The organism is Marinovum sp. J2-8 (assembly GCF_055808435.1).
Window position 1 is genome coordinate 276,167 of the sequence record NZ_JBVVRZ010000003.1, and the last position, 22,832, is coordinate 298,998.

Genomic DNA, 22,832 nt, shown 5'->3' on the forward strand with positions numbered 1-22,832 from the left:
GGCAGAGTATCACGCGAGCCCCTTGGTCAGGCGATCATGGGCTGCCAATTGGCCGATCAGAGCTTGCATTTGATCCACCGGGATCATGTTCGGCCCATCCGAAGGCGCGTTGTCGGGGTCTTCATGCGTCTCGATGAACAGCGCCGCGACCCCCACCGCAACCGCCGCGCGCGCCAGCACCGGCGCGAATTCGCGCTGGCCGCCAGATGTGGTGCCCTGGCCACCCGGTTGTTGCACTGAATGGGTGGCATCAAACACCACCGGATAGCCCGTGCGCGCCATGGTCGGCAGGCCGCGGAAGTCACTGACCAACGTGTTATAGCCAAACGACGTGCCGCGATCACAGAGCAAGATCCGCTGGTTGCCCGTGCTGGCGATCTTGTCCGCGACATTGCCCATGTCCCAAGGGGCCAGAAACTGGCCCTTCTTGACGTTGATCGCGCTGCCAGTTTCGCCGGCCGCCAGCAAAAGATCGGTTTGGCGGCACAGGAACGCCGGAATTTGCAACACGTCGACGGCCTCGGCGGCGGGTACGCAATGCGCTTCGGTATGTACGTCGGTCAGCACCGGACAGCCGAATTCGTCGCGGATCTTTGACAGGATACTCAGCCCTTCATCCATGCCCAGACCACGTTCGGTGGTGATCGAAGATCGATTGGCCTTGTCGTAGCTGGCCTTGAAAATGAACGGTGTGCCGGTCGGCGCACAGGCTTCGGCAATGCGTTCGGCCATCATGCGGGCGTGCGCGTGGCTCTCTAATTGGCAGGGCCCGGTGATCAGCGCAAAAGGCTGGCTGGCACTGACCGCGACTTCGCCAATGGTGACGGTTCTTGCTTCTGTCATTTGTCTCTCAGCACCTTTTCGATCCGCGCCACATCTGCGGGATTGTTCAATTCCCAAAACAGCCGCCCGCGGGCCTGAACCTCGACACAGCGCACTGGCATGCCGTGCACCAGGAACCGAAGCTGTTCCAAACCTTCAAGCATTTCCAGCCGACTTGGCCCCCAGAAGGTATAGGCGCGCAGCGCCTCGGGGCGATAGGCATAGACGCCGACATGGTGATAAACCGGGATGTCGGTCTTGGGCACTTTATCCGGATCAATGTAAGGCACGATTTCCTTGGAAAAATAGAGCGCGCGATTGTCGCTGCCAAACACTGCCGTCGTGCCGCCGACGCGGCCGTTCTGGCGGTCTTCGACAAACATCTCATAGGTCGCCGCATCACATTGCAACACCGGGGTCGCCATTTTCGCGCCGGGGTCTGACGCCATGGCGGAGATAAGCTCTTCGACGAACCACGGCGGCGTAAGCGGCGCGTCACCTTGAAAGTTCACCACCAGATCTGCCTCGATCGCGCCATTGGCCAGTGCCTCGGCACAGCGAGCGGTGCCGTTTTCGGCCTCGGGCGAGGTCATGATGACCGAGGCCCCGAACCCTTCGGCGGTGCTGCGGATCAGCGCGTCATCGGTGACCACATGCACCGCATCGACGCCGCGGATCTGACAGGCCGCATCCCGACTCATCTCGATCAGGGTTTTCTTGCTGCCGTCTTTCTGTGTCAGTTCCGCCAGCGGTTTGCCGGGATACCGTGACGACGCATACCGCGCCGGAATAAGAATTACCGTCTTCATGCCACCCCCGCCCGCAGGACATCGTGAATATGCAGAATGCCAACCGGGTGGTTGGCCTCGTCGATCACCATCAAGGCACCGATCTTGCGCGCGTTCAACAGCGCCAGCGCCTTGGCCGCCAGAATATCCGGCGTCACGGTGACCGGATTGCGGCTGGCCAATTCGCCAGCTGTCATTTGCATCAACCGGCCAATGTTGCGCCGCAGATCGCCATCAGAAATCACCCCGACCAATTTTCCGTCTTCCACAACCGCCGCGATGCCAAAGCTTTTGGAGGTCATGGTGATCAACACCTCCTCCATCTTTGTGTCAGCAGGCACCAGCGGCAACATGTCCGGCCCATGCATAAGGTCCGATACCCGGCTCAGCTGCGCACCCAGTTTGCCGCCGGGGTGGAAAACCTGAAAATCCTCAGAGCCAAAGCCGCGCAATTCCATCACCGCCACCGCCAAAGCATCCCCCAAGGCCAGCGTCAGCGTGGTCGAGGTGGTCGGGGCCAGCCCCATGGGGCAGGCTTCGGGGCGTTTTGGCAAGGTCAGCTGATAATCTGCCGCTTGCATCAAGGTGCTGTTCGGGTTTGACGACAGGCCCACCATCGGAATGGAAAACCGACGCGTGTGCAGGATGATGTCGCGTAATTCCTGGGTCTCACCGGAGTTGGAAATCAAGAGGCAGACATCATGCCGGGTGATCATCCCAAGGTCGCCGTGGCTGGCCTCGGCGCCGTGTACGAACGTCGACGGCGTCCCGGTCGAGGCCAAAGTGGCTGAAATCTTGCGGCCGATATGGCCGGATTTGCCGATGCCTGACACGATGACTCGCCCCTCCAGCCCGGCAAAAAGCCGCGCAACGGCTTCGAAGTCTTCGGGCAGCGCATCGGCCATGGCGGCCAGCGCGTCAGCTTCGGTCTGCAAAACCCGGCGGCCGATGTCTGTCACTGCCGCAAGATCGGCGTTTGTGGTCATGTCACTGCCCCGTTCACTGCTTTTGCGTCAGATACACGCTTGTCGCGTCGCGCGCCAGCCTGTCGCAGCATAAGGGGCGTCAGGGCGCGAGCAGGACCGGTCCGATCTGGGGGTCAGGGGGCAGAGTCCGGGCCGAAAATCGCGGCGGAATGTTGCGCGATATAGATCCGCAACCACGGGGTGAATATATCTGGCTGCGCGGCGATTTCACGTTCCAGATCCTGCCGGGTGATCCAGCGCAGGGCCTGTACTTCGTCGGGATTGGCGGTGACGCTCAGGGTCAGGTCGGCGTGAACCGTGAAAATCTCGACCACCTCATGTTCGATCATGCCGCCGCCAACATCGGCACGGTATTCAACCTGTTGCCGCCAGACCGGGGTCACCCCGGTGATGCCCAGTTCCTGATCCAGCCGCCGCCGCGCGCAATCATCGGCCTTTTCGTCCCAATGCGGATGGGTGCAACAGGTGTTCGCCCAAAGCCCCGGCGTGTGATATTTTCCGGCGGCACGTTGCTGGATCAGGATGAGGTCGTCCGATCCGCTTTTCGCGATGACAAACACCGATACCGCCATATGACGCAGACCGCGTTCATGGGCCTCCAGCTTGCCAACCGGGGTCAAGTGCCCATCGACCCATGCGGGAACCAAATCTGTCATTCTGCCCTCGTGTTGGCGTTGTTGCGACCCCGGGGGATGGCTGCGTCGAAACGCCCAGGCCCGTTTGGCTGCATCGCCTACCCTTTTTGGACTTGGAAAATCAAGCGGATGCATGCGGCATGTAAAGGTCAGGGCAATCTGTCGCGTCCAGATGGCTTGACCAATGGCCCATAAGCAGCAGATTGAGCCCCATAACACAGGAGAGACAACGATAAATCGTTTAGTTCTGACATCCATCCTGACTTTGGCCCTTGCTGTTCCGGCATTGGCAGAAAGCCACGACCCCGACATGGCCGCTGTTGACTTGACCGCCACCGGCGATGTGGCCAAAGGCGAAAAGGCGTTCAAGAAATGCCAATCCTGCCATGTGGTGAAAAACGACGCCGGTGAGGTGCTGGCGGGACGGGCGGCGAAGACCGGGCCGAACCTCTTTGCGGTGGCGGGACGGACCGCCGGCACGCTGGAAGGATACCGGTACGGCAATGATCTTGTTGCAGCCGGAGAGGCGGGTCTGGTCTATGACGAAGCCAGATTTGTGACCTATGTGATGGATCCCAAGGCGGCGATCCAGGAGGTCACGGGCGATGGCTCTGCGCGTTCAAAAGATGAGCTACAAGGTGCGCAAAGAGGATGAGGCAAAAGACCTTTATGCCTTCTTGCTGTCCTTGGCTCCGCAAGCAGAGACTGCCGAAAGCGGCAGCTAACACCACCACGGTGGCAATGCGCGTGTCCCGGCCGGACCCTTTTGGGGGCCGGTGATCGAATGATCGCGTGACAGAGTGAGGTTGCACCCCCAAGGGGTGTGACCGCTTGCCTTTGGGTCTCAACTTCGCCAAGTCTTGCGCGGATGTGAAAGGGGACCTCTTATGGCCAGCGCTGAAAGTCAAAAACCCGCCGTGAACGAAGACACGCCGCAGGGCTTGGGCTATTCAACCGCCGCCTATGTGCTTTGGGGGTTTCTTCCGCTTTACCTGAAGGCGCTGTCGCATGTGCCCGCGGTCGAAATCGTGGTGCACCGGGTGATCTGGTCCGTTCCCTTGGCGGGGGCGGTTTTGATCCTGATGGGGCGCACCGGCCAGCTGCGCGAAGCCCTGAGCAATCCCCGAACTCTTGCCATGGGCTGTGTCACAGCGGCATTGGTGTCGATCAATTGGGGCATCTATATCTGGGCGATTGCCAATGATCGCACGATCGAGGCGGCGCTGGGGTATTATATCAATCCGCTGTTTTCGGTGTTTCTTGGCGCGGTGCTGCTGGGGGAAAAACTGCAACGTGCACAGCTGGCGGCGCTGGCGCTGGCGGCATTGGCGGTGATGATCCTGACAGTGGATGCGGGGCAGCTGCCCTGGCCTGCGTTGGGCGTGATGTTGAGCTGGGGGTTTTATGCCCTGGCGAAAAAACAGCTGTCCGTTGGCCCGAACCAGGGGTTCCTGCTCGAGGTTCTGATCCTGCTGGGGCCTGCGTTGATTTGGCTGGCGCATTTGCAGATGACCGGGCAGTCGCATTTTGCCAATGGCGTGGCGTCGGACACCTGGTTGTTGGTGGGCTGCGGCGTGGTGACGGCGGTGCCGTTGATGTTGTTTGCCAATGGGGTGCGGCTGTTGCGGATGTCGACCACCGGAATCTTGCAGTTCATTGCCCCGACGTTGATCTTCCTCTGTGCGGTTGTGGTGTTCGGCGAACCATTTGGCACCGCGGAAATGATCGCCTTTCCGATGATCTGGGTGGCGCTGGTGATCTATTGCGTGGCGATGGTGCGTGGCATGCGCCGGGCCACGGCGCAGGGCCGGGCCTGAGCTATCCGCCCTTGCAGAGGGGCAAAGCATTTGCCACATGCAGGGGATTAGTGATTATGACCCGCCCAACACCCCGCTTGATATTGTTCATGCCGATCATGAAATCCTGATCGTCAACAAACCTTCGGGGCTGCTTTCGGTTCCGGGCAAGGGACCGCATCTGGCGGATTGTCTGATTGCGCGGGTGCAGGACGCATTTCCCACTGCGTTGCTGGTGCATCGCCTGGACCGCGACACATCGGGGGTGATGGTGTTTGGCCTGACGCCACATGCCCAACGCCATCTTGGCCTGCAGTTCGAGAAACGGCAGGTCAAGAAAACCTATGTCGCGCGGCTTTGGGGGCGGCTGGAGCCGAAAACCGGCACGGTGGATTTGCCGTTGATCGTGGATTGGCCCAATCGCCCGTTGCAGAAAGTGTGCCATGACACCGGCAAGGCGGCGCAGACCGATTGGCGGGTGCAATCCTATCCCGAAGGCGAGACACGGGTGCGCTTCATGCCCAAGACCGGTCGCAGCCACCAATTGCGGGTGCATGCGCTGGAACTGGGCCATGTGATTTTGGGAGATCCGCTCTATGCCACGGGCGCGGCGCGGGACTATCCCCGCCTGATGCTGCATTCCGAGGAGCTGCGCCTGCGCCACCCGGATGGCGGCGAAGGCATGAAGTTTCGTGCGAAAGCCCCGTTCTGAGCCAAGGTATCCGGCCGGGCAGAAGAGGGGGCCAGCCCCCTCACCCCCGGGATATTTCGGGTCAGATGAAAGGGCTTAACCGCGCAGCACGCCGCCGGTGGCCTTGGCAACCTTTTCCACCACTTTGGCGGAAACCGCTTCGATGTCTTTTTCGGTCAGCGTTTTGTCACTGGGTTGCAGACGCACGGTGATGGCGAGGGATTTCTTGCCTTCGCCAAGCGAGCCGCCGATGAATTCGTCAAACACCCGCACCCCGGCGATCAGCGCCTTGTCCGCGCCGCTGGCGGCATTCACCACGTCGAGCGCCGCGACATCCGCGTCGAGCACAAAGGCGAAATCGCGTTCCACCGCCTGCAGGTCGTTCAATGCCAGCGCCGCCCGGGTTGCGCCGGATTTACGCGGCATCGGGATTGCATCGGGCCAGAGGGTAAAGGCCATTGCCGGACCTTTGATGTCCATTGCCTGAAGCACCTTGGGGTGCAATTCGCCAAACACGCCCAGCACCTTTTTCGGGCCGAGACAGATCACGCCGTGACGTCCCGGATGCCACCATGCGGCGCCATCGCGGCGGATTTGTGCCTTGGCCGGGGCGCCCATTGCCGCAAGGACGGCTTCGGCATCAGCCTTGGCGTCGAAGACATCCACCGCGCGGGCTGTGCCGTGCACATCCTTTGGGGCCGTGCGTCCGACAAGAAGACCGGCAACCTGGTTGCTTTGTTCCCCCGGTTCGCCGCCCTGGAAGATATGACCCAGTTCGAACAGCGCCAGATCCATGAAACCGCGCGCCTGGTTGCGGGCCGCGGCCTGAAGCAGGCCGGGCAAAAGATCGGGGCGCATGTGGCTCATCTCGGAGGAGATCGGGTTGGCCAGTTTGGTGACATCCGCGCCGCCGCCGAACAATTTGGCCGCCGCTTCGTCGATGAAGCTGTAGGTGACGCATTCGTTATAGCCGAGCGCCGCAGTGGTGCGCCGCGCTGCCGCTTCGCGTTTCTGCATCGGCGACAGGATGGGCCGGGGAATGCCGGCGGTTGGGCGTGGCAGCGGCTGGGCCGGCAGTTTGGTGAGCGAGGCCACCCGTGCCACTTCTTCGACCAGATCGGCCGTGCCCATCACATCGGGGCGCCAGCTTGGCACCTGGGCCATATTGCCTTCGAGCCGGAAACCCAGAGATGTGAGGATCTGGCGCTGGTCACTTTCGGGGATTTCCATGCCGACCAGAGACTGCAACCGTTTGGGGTCCAGCTCATAGGCGCGGGCGACATTCGGCACCTCGCCTGCAACCACAAGCGAAGAGGCCTCGCCACCGCAGAGATCCAGGATCATCTGTGTCGCGTCTTCCATGGCTTGCATGTTGTAGGCCGGGTCGATGCCACGTTCATTACGATAGCGGGCGTCGGAATTGATTTTCAGCGCGCGACCGGTCATGGCGATCTGGATGTGGTCCCAGACCGCGGCCTCAAGAAAGACATTGACCGTTTCATGGGTACAGCCGGTGGCAAGACCGCCCATGATGCCGCCGATGCTTTCGACACCATTGTCATCGGAAATCACCACCTGGCCGGAGGAGAAGGTGTATTCTTTTTCATCCAATCCGGTCAGCGTCGCGCCGTCCTGGGCGCGATGGACCCGCAGGGGGCCGGCAACCTTGTCCGCGTCAAAGACATGCAAGGGGCGGTTGCGATCATAGGTGAAGAAATTGGTGATATCGACCAGCTTCGAGATCGGGCGCAGGCCAATTGCGCGCAGGCGGTCCTGCAACCATTGCGGCGAGGGGCCGTTTGTCACATTGCGGATCAGGCGGCCGGCAAAGACGAAACAGCCATCGTTGCGGGCATCGTCGTCGATTGTGATCTGGATCGGGCAGGGGAATTGGCTGTCGACCTGTTCACGTGGCAGGGGTTTCAACGTGCCAAGCCCGCGCGCCGCCAGATCGCGGGCAATGCCATGCACGCCAAGCGCATCGGGGCGGTTTGGCGTGATGGCGATTTCGATCACCGGATCGACCTTGGCCGGATCATTTTCGGCCAGCCAGTCGATGAAGCGGTCGCCCACTTCGCCAGAAGGCAGTTCGATAATGCCGTCATGTTCCTCGCTGAGCTCCATCTCGCGTTCGGAGCACATCATGCCATAGCTTTCGATGCCGCGGATCTTGCCGACCCCGATGGTGATGTCGATGCCGGGGACATAGACGCCGGGTTTGGCGATCACCACGGTGATGCCTTCGCGTGCGTTGGGCGCGCCGCAGATGATCTGGGTCTCGCCATCTGCCGTGGCCACCTGACAGATCTTCAGCTTGTCGGCATCGGGGTGTTTTTCGGCGCTGACGACCTTGCCGATGGTGAAATCCGCCAGACGCTCTGCCGGGTTGGCCACTTCCTCGACCTCAAGCCCGAGATCGGTCAGCGCGTAAACAATGTCATCGACCGACGCAGTGGTGTCGAGATGATCTTTGAGCCAGGACAAGGTGAATTTCATGTGCGTCGCTTCCGGTCTGTCATACGGTTTGCACGCGAGATACCGCAAAGGCGGGGCAGGGGAAAGACCTGGTTGTCCGGGGGTGGTCGGTGAAAAACCGTGGGGCGAACCCGCGGCGTATATCGTGCAGACCGGCGGCGCACTTGCGGGGCAAGGGGTATGCGTAGGGGGCCTGACCCTCAGGTGGGGCTGCAATGTCAAGATGCTCAGAGATCAGCAGGCCCAGTTCCAAGGGTTGCCAGCAATCCGGGCGCATTACGGGTTTGATTTACCCAACCGATAGACTCCATCTGCGGTCCCGGCCGTCGATCCAGTAACCCGTGACCAAATGCCATTGTTTCAATATGTTCCCAGCATCAGATCAAATTGCGATGTGCAAGATTTCGCATCAGATGGCTGATGCCAAAGGCCCATTCCGGGCACTCGGTAGACAGCCGCACGCGATTGCGCAATGCGCCGAAACCGGCGGCTGAAATCACCACGGTATCATTGATCTTATGGGTGAGCCCTTCGCCAGCAACGTCGGCATTCCACACACGGCCCAGAGGAACAGCGCGCCCGTCGAAATCAGCGACATCGGGGATATGGGTTTGATTGGACATGTTATTTCCGCTTGAACTGAGGTGTGCGTTTTTCGGCAAAGGCGGCGCGCCCCTCCTGGGCGTCATCGGTCGCAAAGCAAATGGATTGGAGATCACGCTCGTAGGCGATGGCCTTTTCCAATGGCATGTTGAATGCCGCCTTGAGGTTTTCGCGGGCGGTTTCGAACCCTTCCAGCGGCTGCACATCCCAATGTACCGGCCCGCCGTTTTTCTCGGCGGCGGCCAATGCATTGAACCCCCTCGGGTGATCCCAGGTCAGGCCAAGGTAGGTCATTTCTCCCTCCGCCCGATGACACCGGTTTCGGCGAGGGTTTTGATGTCGCCTTCGGGGATGCCGAGGTGCGCAAGAATATCATCGGTATGTTCCCCCGTGAGCGGCGCGCCATAGCGGATCGACGACGGGGTGCGGCCAAACCGAATGGGAAAACCCGGCGTTTTGACCCGCCCCTCGGTCGGGTGATCATATTCCACAAAGGTCTGATTGTGGCGGATTTGAGGGTCTGCAACCAGATCCGCATAACCATAGACGGGACCGGACCAGACGCCCTCGGCCTCCAGCCGGTTCAGCACGTCCTCGGTCTGGAATTTCGCCACCGCGTCGCGCACCATGGCAAATGTCTGATCCCGGTCGGTCCAGCCCGCCTGATCGACATCCAGACCGCTGAGCGCAGGCTCTTCCAGCGCGCGCGACAGCCCGTCAAAGTCCGGCATCGCGATGGCGATATAGCCGTCCAGCGTTTTGAACGTCCCATAAGGCGCGCGGATATAGGAATGGGCATGTGGTTCTGCGCTGCGCGTTTGCGGCACGCCACCGGCAGTGAAAACAGAAAGCTCCTGCATTTGCAGCGTGGTGATGGCGTCGAGCATGTTGACCTCGACCTTTTGGCCCTCGCCAGTGCGTTCGCGGTGCAACAGGGCGGCCAATGCGCCCTCGAATGCCGAATATGCGGTGACCGCATCAACCAGATATTGTCCCGCTGCCTGTGGCGCCTCGCCCTTGCGCCCCGCCGAAAGCATCGCCCCCGACATCGCCTGCAACAGCAGATCCTGGCCGGGGCGTTTCACATATGGCCCGGTCTCGCCATAGCCAGACATGGAAGCTGTGAGATCAAGATCCATCAGATCGAGGTTTTTGAACCCCGTACTCTTGCCGAACAGCTTCTTGCGCTGCGTGGAGCCACCGATGCGGTCGGTCTTATTGCGCTGGATCACCCCGAGGTGCGCGAAGCCGTGAATGCGTTGGCGCAAACCGGCGTTCAAAAATGTACCATGGTGTCTGACATCCCGACGGTGCACAAAGTCGGATATGTCGGGATCGACAACCGGGCTGCCGGGCGATTGGCGGGATTGCTGGTTGGGCGATTGCTGCCTGCGGATTGTCAGCACAAGGTGGCGCTGTTCCTTGGCTCGCATGCCTATCGCGGGCACGAAGAGCGCGAGATGGGGTTCCGATCAATCCTGTCGGAAGAGTTTCCCGATCTTTCGATTGCCGCCTTGGCAGAGGTCAGCGACGACCGCGATCTTGCCTATGAGGAAACCCTGAGCATCCTGAACAAAGGCGAAATCAGCGCAATTTACAGTATCGGTGCGGGCAACCAGGGCATCGCACGTGCATTGCAGGAAAAAGGGATCGCACGCAAAACGGTATTTGTCGCGCATGACATCACCGAAGCGACCCGGATCATGCTGATTGACCGCACGCTTGATGCGGTCATTGATCAAAACCCAAAGGTGCAGGCCCGCGAGGTCGTCAAACTGCTCGCCTCTGCCGTGAACGGCAAATCAGAGCCGGAATATCCGCCGCGTCTTCAGGTGGTTCTTCGAGAGAATATTCCGTCGTATTGATCGGATTGCCGCTGTCCTGCGGCAAGGCTTCGTTGGGCCACCGGAGCAGCCCAACGAGAGATCAGATATTGTGATTACTTCTTCCAATACCACGCTTGCGGCATGAAGACGTTCGCGGGGCTGGGCCATTGGCTGGTCGAGACCATGCCCGGCAGCACGTTCATCAGCCCGTTTTTGACCACCCCATAGGTCGAGGGGTTCTTGGTGACGCCGAAGGCCTCGAATTCCTCGGCTGCGATGTCGGCCATTTGCTGATAGAGCGTGACGCGGTTGTCAGGGTCGACATTGCTGTTGATGGCTTCCCAGATGCGATAGCGCTCTTTCACGTGCTCCGGGGGTTCCACACCGCTGGTGCCGCCGGTTGTATACCACTCGGTCCAGAGCGGCGCGTGACGCGAGCTGTCGTCGATGGGCAGCAGCGACGATGGCAACTGACCCGGGCTGAGGGTGGTGTTGCCGCTGTCCGCAGTAAAATCGTGGTCCGCATTGGCGGAACGCAGCTTGTGCAAAGAGCGGTCCACAACGTTGAGGTCAATCGCGATGCCGATGTCTTTCCACTGGGCCTGAACCACCTGAATCATGTCGATGATCTGGGGATAGGTGTTGCGAATGTCGATCAGGAACCGCGCTGGGCGGCCATCCGACATCAGGCGGATTCCATCCTCATTGCGCTCTGTCAGGCCAAGCTCATCCAGAAGTGCGTTGGCTTTGGCAGGATCATACTCAAGGTGCTGCGTGGCCAGCCTTTCATTATAGAGCTTTTTGCCCTCCCAGGGGCCGGTTTGCCACGGGGTGCCGTCCCCAAGCAGGGCGGTATCAATCACCTCTTGGCGATCCATGCCGATCGACAGCGCGATGCGGAAATCCTTTTCGTTGAACAGCGCGGAAATCACCGGGTCCTTGTGGTTCAGGTTGGGCTGAATCCAGTTGTAGTTGCCGCCAACACCGACGACCTCGTAGAGTTGGTACTCGCCTGCCTCGCGGTTGTCGGCAAGGACGGGACGGTTTGCCGCCGCATCAATGCCGCGCGCCTGGAAATCGAACTGGCCCGCAATGGCGGCAAGTGTCATCGCCTCGGGATCCTGGAAAATCCGCCCTTCAAGCTCGCCGATATAGGGCAATTGATTGCCTTCGGCGTCGACCTGCCAGAAATACGGGTTCGCCGTCAGCGTCACGACCGTCGCGCCGCCATCAAGCGGGTTTTCCATGACCCATGGGTCCAGAACGGGACGCTCGACATTCAGCCAGCGCTGGCCTTCGGTCGGATCGCCACATTTTTGCACGAACAGCGTTTGCCAGTCGGACACGCCCGCTTCGTCGAGCAGGGGTTGAAGGTTGTCGTTGTAATCCGGGTGGAAGGTCGCGCAATAGTGTTTGGCATAGAAGACGAGGGCAGCCCCTTCTTCCCGCGCCATCTGACCCAGGAATTCGCCGTTGGCGCGCGGGAAGAGGATCTTGAACGTCGTGTCATCAACCACTTCGAGCGCCATCGGATCGTCGCCGGCCTTGAAACGTGTCGACAGTGAACCGTAATCGGCGTTGAGCAGGACATCGTCGATGGCAAAGGCCACGTCTTCTGTCGTCATCGGGGTGCCGTCCGACCACCGCAACCCTTTGCGCAGGTAGAAGGTGAATTCCGTCCCGTCCTCGGACACGTCCCAGCCTTTGGCCACGTTGGGAATCAGGTCTTCACGGTTATGGTGCCAGCGCACCAGACCATTGGTGCCGACGTGCTGGCGCATGGTGCCATCATCGCCGGAACTGGCCAGCCCGAAGCGCCATTTGCCGCCATAGGTGCCGACCGAGCCAAAATCTACGATCTCTGGTTCGGCGGACACACGTTCCGCCACGGGCGGCAGGTCGCCGGCCGAAACGCTGGCGTCAAACTCTGGGTTTTGTCCTGTCGCCTGAGCGTGCAAAGCCGTGCCCAAAAGCACAAGCCCGAGCGCCGTCGCAAGGCGCGGTACTCTTTGAAAATTACGCATTCTGATTGTCTCCTCCTAGTGTCGCGGGCGACTGCCCATCTCCCGATCGGGCAGGTTCCACGATGTTCAAGATGATGTGGCGTATTGGCTTTTTCAACTTTAAAATGCTGTTACCTATTGAATATGTGAAAATCATTTGCATTTTAATTCCTCTATGGCCACGAGAAAGCGGGGAAGCTTTCGGCTAAGGGAGGGAAAATTGCTCTATTACATCTTTCGAAGGATCGTCTGGTCGATCCCGTTCTTTTTCGCGATATCGCTGTTCGCGTTCTTGATCATTCAGGCGCCGCCGGGCGACTATCTGACAACCTATGCCGCGCGGCTTGAGGCGCAGGGGCAGGTGGTTGACCAAGCGCGTTTGGAAACCCTGCGCGAACGTTTTGCCCTGGGCGAGCCTATCCTGGTTCAGTATTTCAACTGGATCAGCGGCATCATCACCCGCGGTGACTTCGGAATCTCATTTGAATTCCAACAGCCTGTCTCGGAAATGATCGGTCAGCGCATGGCGTTGTCGGTGGTTTTGGCGACATCGACGTTGTTCTTCACATGGGCGATCGCCCTTCCCATCGGGATTTATTCCGCAGTTCGTCAATATACCGCAGGGGACTATTTCTTTAGTATTCTCGGCTTTATCGGGTTGGCGACGCCGAACTTCCTGATCGCGCTGGCGCTGATGTATTACGGCACCGTGCATCTGGGCGCGGATGTGACGGGGCTTTTCTCGCCGGAATATGCAAATGCACCGTGGAGCGGCGCGAAGGTCGTCGATCTGCTCAAGCACCTGATCATTCCGGTTGTGATCGTCGGCACCGCCTCGACCGCCAGCCTGATCCGTGTGATGCGGGCGAACCTGCTGGACGAATTGTTCAAACCCTATGTGGTCACGGCGCGTGCCAAGGGGCTGTCCGAGTTTCGGTTGCTGATGAAATACCCGGTTCGGATTGCGTTAAATCCTTTTGTGTCGACGATTGGCTGGGCCTTCCCGCAGATCGTATCAGGTTCGACAATCGTGGCGGTGGTTCTGTCGCTGCCGACCGCCGATCCGCTCATGCTCGACGCGCTGTTGTCACAGGACATGTACCTCGCGGGGGCCTTCATCTTGTTGCTCAGCGTCCTGTCGATTGTCGGCATGTTGGTGTCCGACATTCTGTTGGCGCTGATTGATCCACGCATTCGGTACACATAGGGGGCCTCACTGATGGAATTGCAACACACCGCAACACCAAGCGATCCACGCGCAGCTGACGATGTCGCCGAAGCGTCCCAAGCCCGGCTGATCTGGGAAAAATTCCGCAAGCATCGGGTGGCTCTGGTCAGTCTCTACATTGTCGGCGCCTTTTATGTCGTGGCGCTTTTTGCCGAGTTTTTTCAGCCGTTTGATCCAAATCTGACATCGCGCACCGATGTCTATCACCCGCCGCAAATGATCCGTTTGACCTATGTCGATGACATGGGCAAACGCGTGTTTGCGCCGCATGTTCAAAAGCAGAAACTGACGCGCGACAAGCTGACGTTGAAGGCGTCTTATGCACCGGTCGAAAACGAACGTGTCTTCCTGCGCCTGTTTCCGAAGGTCGAAACCTACAAGCTCGTCAATCTTATCCCTGTCAATCGCACGCTGTTCGGCCCCGTCAATCAGGGAGAGAGATTCTATCTGTTCGGCTCTGACCGATTGGGGCGCGACATGTTCAGCCGCATCGTGGCTGGCACGCGGATTTCGATGTCCATCGGTCTTGTCGGTGTGGGGATGAGCCTTGTGCTTGGCCTGATCATCGGCGGCGCTGCGGGCTATTTCGGCGGCTGGTTCGACACTGCATCGTCGCGGGTCATCGAGCTGATGCTGTCGATCCCGACCATCCCGATCTGGCTCGGGCTGAGCGCGGCGCTTCCGCCGTCGCTTGATCCGTTGACGCGGTATTTCATGATCACACTGATCCTGTCACTGATTGGCTGGACAGAGCTGGCGCGGGTGGTCCGGGGGCGGTTCATGGCCATGCGGTCAGAGGATTTCGTCACCGCAGGCCGGTTGGATGGCGCGTCGCCCCGTCGGGTGATCTTTCGCCATATGATGCCATCACTGGTGAGCCATATCATCGCCTCGGTCTCGCTTGCGATTCCGGTGATGATCCTCGCGGAAACCTCTTTGTCGTTCCTCGGTCTGGGGCTGATGCCGCCGTCGATTTCCTGGGGCGTTCTTTTGAAAGAGGCCCAGAATATTCGTTCCATCGCACAGGCCGAATGGCTGTTTATCCCCGGCGGCTTTGTGGTCGTTGTGGTGCTGGCGCTGAACTTCCTTGGTGACGGATTGCGCGACGCAGCCGACCCCTATTCGCAGCACGGCGCATGAAAGGGCAGAACATGACACAGACCAATACCACCACTCAGACGCCGATCATTTCCATCCGCAACCTGACCACGGCCTTTGCCACCCGCGACGGGGATTTCAACGCCGTCGACGATGTGTCGCTGGATATCCACGCGGGCAAGACGCTCTGTCTTGTGGGGGAAAGCGGCAGCGGCAAAAGTGTGCTGTCGAGATCGCTTTTGCGGATTGAGCAGCCGGGTTTGATCCGCAAGGGCGAGATCATCCTGCATCCATCGCAAAGCGCGGCACGACGCGTGCGGCCGGGGGCGATTGACCTTGCCACGCTTGATGTCAAAGGCAAAACAATCCGCGACATTCGTGGCCGCGATATTGCGATGATTTTTCAGGAACCGATGAGTTCGCTGTCGCCGGTGCATCGGATCGGAAGCCAGATCACGGAATCCATCCGCCTGCATGAGAAAATCAGCAAGGCAGACGCGCGTGACAAGGCGGTTGATCTGCTCAAACAGGTAGAGATCGCCTCGCCCGAGGTGGCGATTGACAAATATCCGTTCGAGTTTTCGGGCGGGATGCGACAGCGTGCGATGATTGCGCTGGCTCTGGCGTGCAACCCGGAAATCCTTGTCGCGGACGAGCCGACCACAGCCTTGGATGTGACCATTCAGGCGGAAATCCTCGACCTGCTCAAAGATCTGCAAAATCGTCACCAAATGGCGATGCTGTTCATCACCCATGACATGGGGGTTGTGGCGCAGATCGCCGATCAGGTTGCGGTGATGCGCCACGGCAAGGTGATCGAGGAAAACGACGTCTTCACCCTCTTTCGGGAACCGCAGCACAGCTATACCAAAACGCTTCTCAAGGCGGCGCAATCCTCGGATACGCCATCGCAGCGGCGGACGGAAATGCGCGCACGTCGCCCCATCGGGCAACCGATCCTGCGGGCGGTTGATCTGGGCAAGAAGTTCCCGCTCAGCAGCAAAGGGATCTTCAGGAAAGAGGTCAGATGGCTTCATGCCGTCAAGGATGTTTCCTTTGACCTTCATGCGGGCGAAAACATTGGGATCGTTGGCGAAAGCGGCTCTGGCAAGACCACATTGGCGCGGTGCATTCAGCGGATTGTGACCGCGCAATCGGGGCAGATCCTGCTGACCGATGCCCATGGAACAGAAACCGATCTCGTGGGGCTTGATGACAAGGCGCTGTTGCCGCATTGGCGCGATATGCGGATGATTTTCCAGGATCCGTTTGCCTCTTTAAATCCGCGGATGACCATTTCACAGATCATCGCAGAGCCGCTGTTGTTGTCTGGCATGACCTCGGCGACGGAGCGCAAGGAACGGGTCGAGGAACTGCTCGATCTTGTGGGGCTGCCGAAATCAGCGGGGAGCCGCTATCCACATGCCTTTTCGGGTGGCCAGCGTCAGCGGGTGTCCATTGCACGTGCCATCGCGCCAAAGCCGCGTATCATCATCGCGGACGAGGCGACCTCGGCGCTGGATGTCAGTATCCGCTCGCGCGTAATGGATCTTTTGCTCGATCTCCAGGAACAGCTTGACCTGAGTTACCTGTTCATCAGCCATGATGTCGGGCTTGTCCGCTACTTCTGTGACCGGGTGCTTGTGATGTACAAAGGCGAGGTGGTCGAGAGCGGCGAAACAGAGCAGATCTGCACTGATCCGCATCATCGCTATACGCAGTCGCTGTTGTCGGCGGTGCCTGTCGCCGATCCCACGCGGCGCGATGCGACCACACGCTTTCGCTATCACGCGCCGACCTGAGCACAGGTCGGCCCCCGCCACATGGCCCCGCGCGCGGCGCAGGGGCTGGCGTCTCTTCTTTAATTTTCGAGGCTTCGAATGACTTCGCTTCACTATATGAAATGGCCGTTGGTCGTGACCTTTTTCGGCCTGTTGCTTGGTGCCTGGCTGGGCTGGGCGACAACCGGCACTCTGGAAGGCATGTTGACCGTGCTCGTGATCTGCATCGTGCTGTCGGTGCTAGAAATCTCGTTGTCGTTCGACAACGCCATCGTGAACGCCAACAAGCTCAAACAGATGACGCCGGTCTGGCAAAAGCGTTTCCTGACATGGGGGATTTTGATCGCCGTGTTCGGGATGCGCATTCTGTTCCCCCTCATCATTGTGGCGGTCGCGGCAAAGATCGGGCCGATTGAGGCGATCAAGCTCGCCGCTGCGGAACCCCAGCAATATGCGGCGATCATGAAGGATGCACATCTGGGGATTGCGGCCTTTGGCGGGACGTTCCTGATGATGGTGGCGCTTGCGTTCTTCTTTGACGAGGATAAGGACATCCACTGGCTGCCGATGGTGGAAAACCATGTCAGCCGCCTAGCGTCGATCCGAGGCGTCGAGATTGCATTTGTCCTGTTGCTGGCGCTGACATTTGCCTCTTTTCTTGAGGGCGCAGAGCGTATGACATTCATCACGGCGGCGTTGTACGGGCTTTTGACGTTCCTGGTCGTTGATGTGATGGGCAACATTCTGGATCGTGCCAGCGAAACCATGAGCGACGCGGCGCGTGGCGGGTTGGGGGCGTTTTTGTACCTCGAAGTGCTTGATGCCAGCTTCTCTTTCGACGGCGTGATCGGGGCCTTTGCGTTGACGCAGAACCTTTTTGTCATTGCAATCGGGCTGGGGATTGGCGCGATGTATGTGCGTTCGATGACCATCATGCTGGTCGAGAAGCGGACGCTGACCGAGTATAAATTCCTCGAACATGGCGCGTTCTACGCGATCCTGATCCTGTCGGTCATCATGTATGCCCAGGCGTTGGTGCATGTGCCGGAGCTTCTGACCGGGCTTGGGGGCGCGACGATCATCGGCGTGTCGTTCTGGTCTTCGGTGCGTCATGCCCGGGTGGCGTCGTAACGCGACGCACCACCGCCATTCATGAAATGCAAAACGGCGCGGTCCCCAAGGGCCGCGCCGTTTCTTCGTCTACAGGGGAGGGGGGGGTGATTTATTCGCCGGCTGCGATCGCCTTGAGGCGCGCCATCACTTCTTCGCCGACAAGATCAGTGCCAAGCTCTTGCCATACGGGCTGCATGGCGTCGATCCATGCTTGGCGCTGCTCGGCAGTCAGGTCGTGGATTTGCACGCCTTCGCTGGCCATGAACTCCAGGTCGCCATCGTTGAGGCTGCTTGCCTGGCTCATGTTCCAATCGGTTGCCACCTGAAGGGCGGCTTCGATTTCCGGCTTCACGTCATCATCAAGGCCATCCCACCATGCCTTGTTGGCGCCAACCAAGTAGAAGGAATACTGGTGGTCGGTCTTGGTGATGTGATCGACGAATTGATAGGTCGACGAGCCGCGCCAGGAGTTGGGGGTCACTTCGGCACCATCAATGACACCTTGTTGCAGCGCGGTTGGGGATTCCGACCAGTTGATGCCAATCGGGCTGGCTTCGACGGCCTCCCATGTCTTGACGAAGATCGGTGCCGATTGCACCCGCACCTTCAGCCCCTTGGCGTCCGTCGGCCACAGGATCGGCGCATCGGCCTTGTAGCCCAGATCACGTGGCCCGTTCATCCAAACCGCGACGATTTCGATGTTTTGGCCGTTGAACGTGGGCATGATCGCCTCGCGCACAAGGGGATCGGCCACGGCGGCCTGAATTTTGGCAGGCGTGTTGAGCAGGAACGGCAATTGCAACGCGCCGACGTTTTCGTTGACCGAGCTGTAGACGCCCGCAGTTGGCGAGATGATGTTCACACCGCCCAGTTGCAGACCCTGGATCTGGCTTTGCTGATCAAAGAGCGTGCCGCTGTGGTGCATCTCGACGCGGGCGCGGTCGCCCAGACGGGTTTCCAATTCGGTGACCAGAAGGTCGAAGGTCTGGCCCTTCAACCCCTTTTCGTTGTTGTCGTTCGACATGATAATGTCGGTTTGCGCGGCGACGCCTGTGGCCGCGACGACGGCGAATGCCAGACAGCTGGCTTTGATTGTGGTGGTAAACATGAGGTCTCCTCTCCTCGTTGATGGGGTGAAATGGGCGGGGTGAAATGGACGGTCGCGATGTCAGTGCATGAGATCGGGCAAGAACATCGAGAGCGGCGGGAAATAGGTGACGAACAAGAGCGTGATGATCGTTGCGGCCATCCAGGGCAGCGTCGCCTGAAACACTTTGAGAACCGGCATGCCTGTGATCGAGCTGGCCACAAAGAGGTTGATGCCAACCGGGGGCGTAATCAGGCCAAGCTCGATGTTCACCACCATGATGATCGCGAAATGCACGGGATCAATTCCCAATGCCTCGGCGGCGGGCACCAGCAGCGGCGCAAAGATCAGGATGGTTGGCACGCCTTCCAGAAAGAAGCCGATGATCACCAGCAGGATGTTCACGCACAGAAGGAACACGATTGGCGACAGGTTCAGGTCAACTACCAGCTGGGCCATGGCCGCAGGAATGCCGATCTTGGTCAGGAAAAAGCCGAACAACAGGGCATTTGCAGTGATCCAGAACACCATGCCAACTTTTGGACCGGTCTCTGCCGTCACCGCCACAAGGTCGCGGAACGTCAGCTCGCGGTAGATGAAGAAACCAATCACCATGGCAAGCACGGCAGAGATGGCTGCGGCCTCGGTCGGGGTAAAGATCGCCCCACCATCCATGTGCCAGCCGAACAGGTCGAATTCGGGAAAGCCATAGATGCCGACCACGATGAACACCGGCAGCGACAGCGCAGGCAGGCTGACCTTCAACGCTTGGCCAAGCTCGCGGGCGGTGGCCTTGGGCTTGACCTCGATGCCTTCGCGCACCGCAAGAATGCGTGCGGTGATCAGCAGCATCGCGCCGTAAAACAACCCCGGAAGGATGCCCGCAACAAAGAGGGCAGGGATCGAGGTTTCCGTCACAAAGCCATAGAGGATAAGCGGGATCGACGGCGGGATCAGAATGCCAATCGAGCCGGAGGTCGCCAGGGCGCCAACGGCATATTTGGCCGAATAGCCCTCTTTCATCAGGGACGGATAGAGAATGTTGCCAACCGCCGCGACCGTCGCGGGGCTGGACCCGGAAATGGCGGCAAAGAAGATGCAGGTCAGAACCGTGGTCATGCCCAGCCCGGCACGCAGGTGGCCAACGACCGCTTGCGCCAGCCCGACCAATCGCTGCACCAGCCCGCCGCGCTCCATCAGGCCAGCGGCAAGGAAGAAGAACGGGATCGCCATCAGCGTAAAGTGATTGAGGTTCGAGAACAGCTTTTGCCCGACAATACCGTCCGCAATCGGCGAGAAGATCATCGACGCCAGAACCGCAGAACCGCCAAGCGCCACGGCAATCGGCGCGCCAACAAGAATGAGACCGAAGAACAGCCCAACAAGCACAACTGCGGTCATTTCAAATCTCCTTGGTCGTCAGGCTGGCTGGCCATCAGGCCGCGAAAATCTTCTTCGGGGGTGATGCTGTCGGGCCGTTGCCAAAGCGCGGCTGCCAGCAGGATGTAGCGCAGCGCCATAAGCGCGGTGATCAGGGGGATGATCAGAAACGGATAGACCATCTTGATACCAAGCTCGGGATGCAGCGCGTTGATGCGATTGATGAATTCGGCATAAAACACGCTGTCAAAGAGATAGTAGCAAACCAGGACAAGGGTCGCCAAAAGCGCAATGGCGTTCATCGTGGCGCGCGTGCGCCGGGGCATCAGTTGCGGCAATAGGTCAACCCGTGGATAAGATCCCTGGCGCACACCGTGGACCGCGCCAATCAGCATGGCCCAGACCAGCGCCGTCACCAAACCAGCCTCAAGCCAGTGAATGCCGGTGTTGAACGCATAGCGCAGAACGACCTGCACGGATGCCATGATCAGTCCCGCAAGTGTCAGGACAACGATCAATGTTTTTTCAAAGGTGGACAGTAATCTGTCCAATATCTGTATCATGCGGAGCCTCCCTGTCGCATGAGTGCCGATGCGGGTCAGGTTTGATGGCTAAACATCGTCTTGCCCGCAAACGGCAGTGTCACTTTTAGGATCGTCGAGGTTTCAGCCTCGGTGATATAGAGGTCCCGATTGTCGACACCTCCGAATGCCATGTTCGCGGTCAGGATGCCGCGCGGCGAACGGATGCGGTACATCGGCTCGCCCAGTCGTGTCATCACCCAGGCCGTGCCAAGACCCATGTGCCCGATCACCAATTCCCCCCTCTCCGAGCGCCAGACCGTCGGGCCCCGCCATTCCGCCTGACAGCTGAATGAAGGTGCCTGTTTTGGCGACGGTCCGGCCACCCGGGAGGAAGCGCACGCGCCAAACGGCGTTCATCCGCGTGACGGCAAGGTAAAGTTGGTTTTCAGTCTCGTTTAAAACCAAACCATTCGGGCTTGGGATTTTGTCGATCAGGCAATCAAGATCGCCATTGGCGCCCAGCCGGAACAAGCGGCCATAGGGGGCGTGGAGCCCGCTTTGGCCCTGGTCGGTGAAATAGAGATCGCCGTTGCTTGCAAAATGCAGGTCATTCAACCCGTGGAACCGTTCAAGCCCGGGACGGGTCAGATATGGTTCGACTTTGCCAGACAGGGGATCCATGACCATGATGCCATGCGCGTGGTCAGCGATGAAGATGCGCCCGTCCTTGTGTATTTTCAGGCCGTTCGGTTCGCCGTCATAGGATGCGGCCACCGAAAAATTGCCGCCCGGATCACATTTCAGAATGCGGCCATGGCAGATGTCGACGCAGTAAAGATTGCCCTCGGTGTCAAAGGATGGCCCCTCCAGAAAAGCGCGAAAGGTCTTTCCCGGGTGCTGGACGGTGCCCCACTCAGAGGTGTCCTGCGGCATCAGCTTTGCGGGAACTTCCGCAAAAACCTCTGCTGTGATGTCTTGGGGTGGGGCAAAGAACATTGCTGTCTCCGATGGCTGTTATGGATTTATAAGTTAAAAAATCCAATCAGGCAATCTTATTGTCGGGACGTTTTCCAAATGACTAGTCAATAGGTTTCGAACGCCCACGGCCCATGGCGGCACGCCGGGGCGTCCGATCAAAATTCCATGAAAATCAAAGGTCTAGGGGTGCGGCGCCGATCGCGTTGATGCGTCTGCGCTTGGGCTCAGTTTCGCACGCTGGCGGTGTAGCGGAACGAGAAAGGTTGCACGTAGTAGGAATCGCCATGCAGAATCACCTGCTCGGATGTGTCGAACAAGGTGTGAGAGCGGACAAGCAGCGGCGCATGTGGGGCAAGGCCCAGATGGGCGGCATCCGCAGCGGTTGCCGCCTCGGCGCGCAGGGCGGCTTCGATCCGGCTGATGCGGATGTCCAGAACATCTTCGATCAGACTATGCACGCCCTCGGTTTCCAATGCGGTGGCAGGGAAATCCAGGGTCAATGCGGGCGAAAAATACCGTATTTCCATGCCAATGCAGAGTTTGTCGATGAACCGAAGACGATGAAGGCTGAAGACGTCGGTCCCCAGATCAAGGCCAAGTTTCGCCGCGGCACGCGCCGGGGCCGCGATACGTGAAAAGGAAATCAGCCGATAGGTGACACGCTCGCCCGACACGGCGGCCTCGTTTTCAAAGGATTGGATATTGTGGATGTCGAGATTGACCCGAACCCGCATGTCATCCTCGCGCTGACAGGCAAAGGTGCCTTTGCCCGCCTGTCGCCGCACGTAGCCTTCGGACACGAGTTGCGACATCACGGCCTGAATTGTCGAGCGGCTGACGCTGAATTGCGCGGCCAGCTCTTTTTCCGTGGCCATGCGCCCGCCTGTCTTGACGCGGCCGCTGGCGATCTCGCCTGTCAGATACTCGTAAATTTTGCGTTTCGCGTTCACTTTGGTCTCATTTCACAGGCTGGCACGGCGATTGGGTGGCCGTATCTGTAAATGAGTACACATTTGCG

The 22,832-nt window shown here is 59.4% G+C and carries 22 protein-coding genes; 8 read left to right on the top strand and 14 right to left on the bottom strand.

Translation table 11 applies throughout. The features are described from left to right. Positions 1-9: 9 nt before the first annotated feature. The 4 genes from kdsA to idi form a co-directional block, all read right to left on the bottom strand. On the bottom strand, positions 10-843 hold the full coding sequence (gene kdsA, locus AC0L4F_RS10725; protein WP_244688220.1) for a 3-deoxy-8-phosphooctulonate synthase: 834 nt from the start codon (positions 841-843) through the stop codon (positions 10-12). Further along, complete coding sequence (locus tag AC0L4F_RS10730; RefSeq protein ID WP_244688222.1) at positions 840-1,631, bottom strand: 3-deoxy-manno-octulosonate cytidylyltransferase; 792 nt, start codon at positions 1,629-1,631, stop codon at positions 840-842. The genes kdsA and AC0L4F_RS10730 overlap by 4 nt, the downstream gene beginning before the upstream one ends. Then, complete coding sequence (locus AC0L4F_RS10735; protein ID WP_244688224.1) at positions 1,628-2,596, bottom strand: KpsF/GutQ family sugar-phosphate isomerase; 969 nt, start codon at positions 2,594-2,596, stop codon at positions 1,628-1,630. Before AC0L4F_RS10735 ends, AC0L4F_RS10730 begins: the two co-directional genes overlap by 4 nt. A 113-nt stretch (positions 2,597-2,709) precedes the next feature. Continuing rightward, positions 2,710-3,252, bottom strand: a complete 543-nt coding sequence (gene idi, locus AC0L4F_RS10740; protein WP_244688227.1) for an isopentenyl-diphosphate delta-isomerase — start codon at positions 3,250-3,252, stop codon at positions 2,710-2,712. Positions 3,253-3,541: 289 nt separating this feature from the next. On the opposite strand from idi, the gene AC0L4F_RS10745 reads away from it, so the two are divergent. From AC0L4F_RS10745 to AC0L4F_RS10755, 3 genes are all read left to right on the top strand, one after another. Continuing rightward, positions 3,542-3,886, top strand: a complete 345-nt coding sequence (locus AC0L4F_RS10745; RefSeq protein WP_348524086.1) for a c-type cytochrome — start codon at positions 3,542-3,544, stop codon at positions 3,884-3,886. Positions 3,887-4,118: 232 nt separating this feature from the next. Beyond that, a complete protein-coding gene (gene rarD, locus AC0L4F_RS10750; protein ID WP_244688229.1) occupies positions 4,119-5,048 on the top strand; it encodes an EamA family transporter RarD in 930 nt (309 codons plus the stop codon). Positions 5,049-5,085: 37 nt separating this feature from the next. Beyond that, the gene (locus tag AC0L4F_RS10755; protein WP_244688231.1) at positions 5,086-5,739 is read left to right on the top strand and encodes a pseudouridine synthase; all 654 of its coding nucleotides are present in this window, start codon (positions 5,086-5,088) and stop codon (positions 5,737-5,739) included. 75 nt (positions 5,740-5,814) lie between these two features. On the opposite strand, the gene pheT is transcribed toward AC0L4F_RS10755, so the two are convergent. From pheT to AC0L4F_RS10775, 4 genes are all read right to left on the bottom strand, one after another. Next, positions 5,815-8,214, bottom strand: coding sequence for a phenylalanine--tRNA ligase subunit beta (gene pheT, locus AC0L4F_RS10760; RefSeq protein ID WP_244688234.1), 2,400 nt, complete (start codon positions 8,212-8,214; stop codon positions 5,815-5,817). Positions 8,215-8,570: 356 nt separating this feature from the next. Then, positions 8,571-8,816, bottom strand: a complete 246-nt coding sequence (locus AC0L4F_RS10765) for a hypothetical protein (protein WP_244688236.1) — start codon at positions 8,814-8,816, stop codon at positions 8,571-8,573. 1 nt (position 8,817) lies between these two features. Further along, positions 8,818-9,090: an enoyl-CoA hydratase/isomerase family protein gene (locus AC0L4F_RS10770; RefSeq protein WP_244688238.1), complete on the bottom strand. Its 273-nt coding sequence runs from the start codon at positions 9,088-9,090 to the stop codon at positions 8,818-8,820. Further along, positions 9,087-10,028: a CaiB/BaiF CoA transferase family protein gene (locus AC0L4F_RS10775; protein WP_244688241.1), complete on the bottom strand. Its 942-nt coding sequence runs from the start codon at positions 10,026-10,028 to the stop codon at positions 9,087-9,089. The genes AC0L4F_RS10770 and AC0L4F_RS10775 overlap by 4 nt, the downstream gene beginning before the upstream one ends. Before the next feature lie 6 nt (positions 10,029-10,034). On the opposite strand from AC0L4F_RS10775, the gene AC0L4F_RS10780 reads away from it, so the two are divergent. Continuing rightward, positions 10,035-10,661 (top strand): substrate-binding domain-containing protein, encoded by a 627-nt coding sequence (locus AC0L4F_RS10780; RefSeq protein WP_244688243.1) that lies wholly within the window; start codon positions 10,035-10,037, stop codon positions 10,659-10,661. Between the two features lie 74 nt (positions 10,662-10,735). On the opposite strand, the gene AC0L4F_RS10785 is transcribed toward AC0L4F_RS10780, so the two are convergent. Further along, a complete protein-coding gene (locus AC0L4F_RS10785) occupies positions 10,736-12,646 on the bottom strand; it encodes an ABC transporter substrate-binding protein (RefSeq protein ID WP_244688245.1) in 1,911 nt (636 codons plus the stop codon). Positions 12,647-12,845: 199 nt separating this feature from the next. Here AC0L4F_RS10785 and AC0L4F_RS10790 point away from each other — a divergent pair, with 199 nt between their 5' ends. From AC0L4F_RS10790 to AC0L4F_RS10805, 4 genes are all read left to right on the top strand, one after another. Continuing rightward, the gene (locus AC0L4F_RS10790; protein WP_244688247.1) at positions 12,846-13,832 is read left to right on the top strand and encodes an ABC transporter permease; all 987 of its coding nucleotides are present in this window, start codon (positions 12,846-12,848) and stop codon (positions 13,830-13,832) included. A gap of 12 nt (positions 13,833-13,844) precedes the next feature. Further along, on the top strand, positions 13,845-14,993 hold the full coding sequence (locus AC0L4F_RS10795) for an ABC transporter permease (protein WP_244688250.1): 1,149 nt from the start codon (positions 13,845-13,847) through the stop codon (positions 14,991-14,993). Between the two features lie 11 nt (positions 14,994-15,004). Further along, a complete protein-coding gene (locus AC0L4F_RS10800) occupies positions 15,005-16,753 on the top strand; it encodes a dipeptide ABC transporter ATP-binding protein (RefSeq protein WP_244688252.1) in 1,749 nt (582 codons plus the stop codon). Positions 16,754-16,831: 78 nt separating this feature from the next. After that, positions 16,832-17,863: a DUF475 domain-containing protein gene (locus AC0L4F_RS10805; protein WP_244688254.1), complete on the top strand. Its 1,032-nt coding sequence runs from the start codon at positions 16,832-16,834 to the stop codon at positions 17,861-17,863. A 91-nt stretch (positions 17,864-17,954) separates the two neighbouring features. On the opposite strand, the gene AC0L4F_RS10810 is transcribed toward AC0L4F_RS10805, so the two are convergent. The 5 genes from AC0L4F_RS10810 to AC0L4F_RS10830 form a co-directional block, all read right to left on the bottom strand. Then, complete coding sequence (locus AC0L4F_RS10810) at positions 17,955-18,953, bottom strand: TRAP transporter substrate-binding protein (RefSeq protein ID WP_244688256.1); 999 nt, start codon at positions 18,951-18,953, stop codon at positions 17,955-17,957. Between the two features lie 60 nt (positions 18,954-19,013). After that, positions 19,014-20,333, bottom strand: a complete 1,320-nt coding sequence (locus AC0L4F_RS10815) for a TRAP transporter large permease (RefSeq protein WP_244688259.1) — start codon at positions 20,331-20,333, stop codon at positions 19,014-19,016. Further along, the gene (locus AC0L4F_RS10820) at positions 20,330-20,875 is read right to left on the bottom strand and encodes a TRAP transporter small permease (protein WP_244688261.1); all 546 of its coding nucleotides are present in this window, start codon (positions 20,873-20,875) and stop codon (positions 20,330-20,332) included. Before AC0L4F_RS10820 ends, AC0L4F_RS10815 begins: the two co-directional genes overlap by 4 nt. A 102-nt stretch (positions 20,876-20,977) precedes the next feature. Beyond that, entirely contained in the window at positions 20,978-21,832 is an 855-nt protein-coding gene (locus AC0L4F_RS10825) for an SMP-30/gluconolactonase/LRE family protein (RefSeq protein ID WP_244688263.1), read from the bottom strand. Between the two features lie 206 nt (positions 21,833-22,038). Continuing rightward, complete coding sequence (locus AC0L4F_RS10830) at positions 22,039-22,764, bottom strand: GntR family transcriptional regulator (protein ID WP_244688265.1); 726 nt, start codon at positions 22,762-22,764, stop codon at positions 22,039-22,041. Positions 22,765-22,832: the final 68 nt, after the last annotated feature.

Coding starts and splice junctions, on each gene's coding strand:
- kdsA (WP_244688220.1), bottom strand. CDS start 843: ATGACAGAAGCAAGAACCGTCACCATTGGCGAAGTCGCGGTCAGTGCC.
- AC0L4F_RS10825 (WP_244688263.1), bottom strand. CDS start 21,832: ATGTTCTTTGCCCCACCCCAAGACATCACAGCAGAGGTTTTTGCGGAA.
- AC0L4F_RS10810 (WP_244688256.1), bottom strand. CDS start 18,953: ATGTTTACCACCACAATCAAAGCCAGCTGTCTGGCATTCGCCGTCGTC.
- rarD (WP_244688229.1), top strand. CDS start 4,119: ATGGCCAGCGCTGAAAGTCAAAAACCCGCCGTGAACGAAGACACGCCG.
- idi (WP_244688227.1), bottom strand. CDS start 3,252: ATGACAGATTTGGTTCCCGCATGGGTCGATGGGCACTTGACCCCGGTT.
- AC0L4F_RS10820 (WP_244688261.1), bottom strand. CDS start 20,875: ATGATACAGATATTGGACAGATTACTGTCCACCTTTGAAAAAACATTG.
- AC0L4F_RS10735 (WP_244688224.1), bottom strand. CDS start 2,596: ATGACCACAAACGCCGATCTTGCGGCAGTGACAGACATCGGCCGCCGG.
- AC0L4F_RS10730 (WP_244688222.1), bottom strand. CDS start 1,631: ATGAAGACGGTAATTCTTATTCCGGCGCGGTATGCGTCGTCACGGTAT.
- AC0L4F_RS10785 (WP_244688245.1), bottom strand. CDS start 12,646: ATGCGTAATTTTCAAAGAGTACCGCGCCTTGCGACGGCGCTCGGGCTT.
- AC0L4F_RS10815 (WP_244688259.1), bottom strand. CDS start 20,333: ATGACCGCAGTTGTGCTTGTTGGGCTGTTCTTCGGTCTCATTCTTGTT.
- AC0L4F_RS10805 (WP_244688254.1), top strand. CDS start 16,832: ATGACTTCGCTTCACTATATGAAATGGCCGTTGGTCGTGACCTTTTTC.
- AC0L4F_RS10755 (WP_244688231.1), top strand. CDS start 5,086: ATGCAGGGGATTAGTGATTATGACCCGCCCAACACCCCGCTTGATATT.
- AC0L4F_RS10795 (WP_244688250.1), top strand. CDS start 13,845: ATGGAATTGCAACACACCGCAACACCAAGCGATCCACGCGCAGCTGAC.
- AC0L4F_RS10765 (WP_244688236.1), bottom strand. CDS start 8,816: ATGTCCAATCAAACCCATATCCCCGATGTCGCTGATTTCGACGGGCGC.
- AC0L4F_RS10800 (WP_244688252.1), top strand. CDS start 15,005: ATGACACAGACCAATACCACCACTCAGACGCCGATCATTTCCATCCGC.
- pheT (WP_244688234.1), bottom strand. CDS start 8,214: ATGAAATTCACCTTGTCCTGGCTCAAAGATCATCTCGACACCACTGCG.
- AC0L4F_RS10745 (WP_348524086.1), top strand. CDS start 3,542: ATGGCCGCTGTTGACTTGACCGCCACCGGCGATGTGGCCAAAGGCGAA.
- AC0L4F_RS10770 (WP_244688238.1), bottom strand. CDS start 9,090: ATGACCTACCTTGGCCTGACCTGGGATCACCCGAGGGGGTTCAATGCA.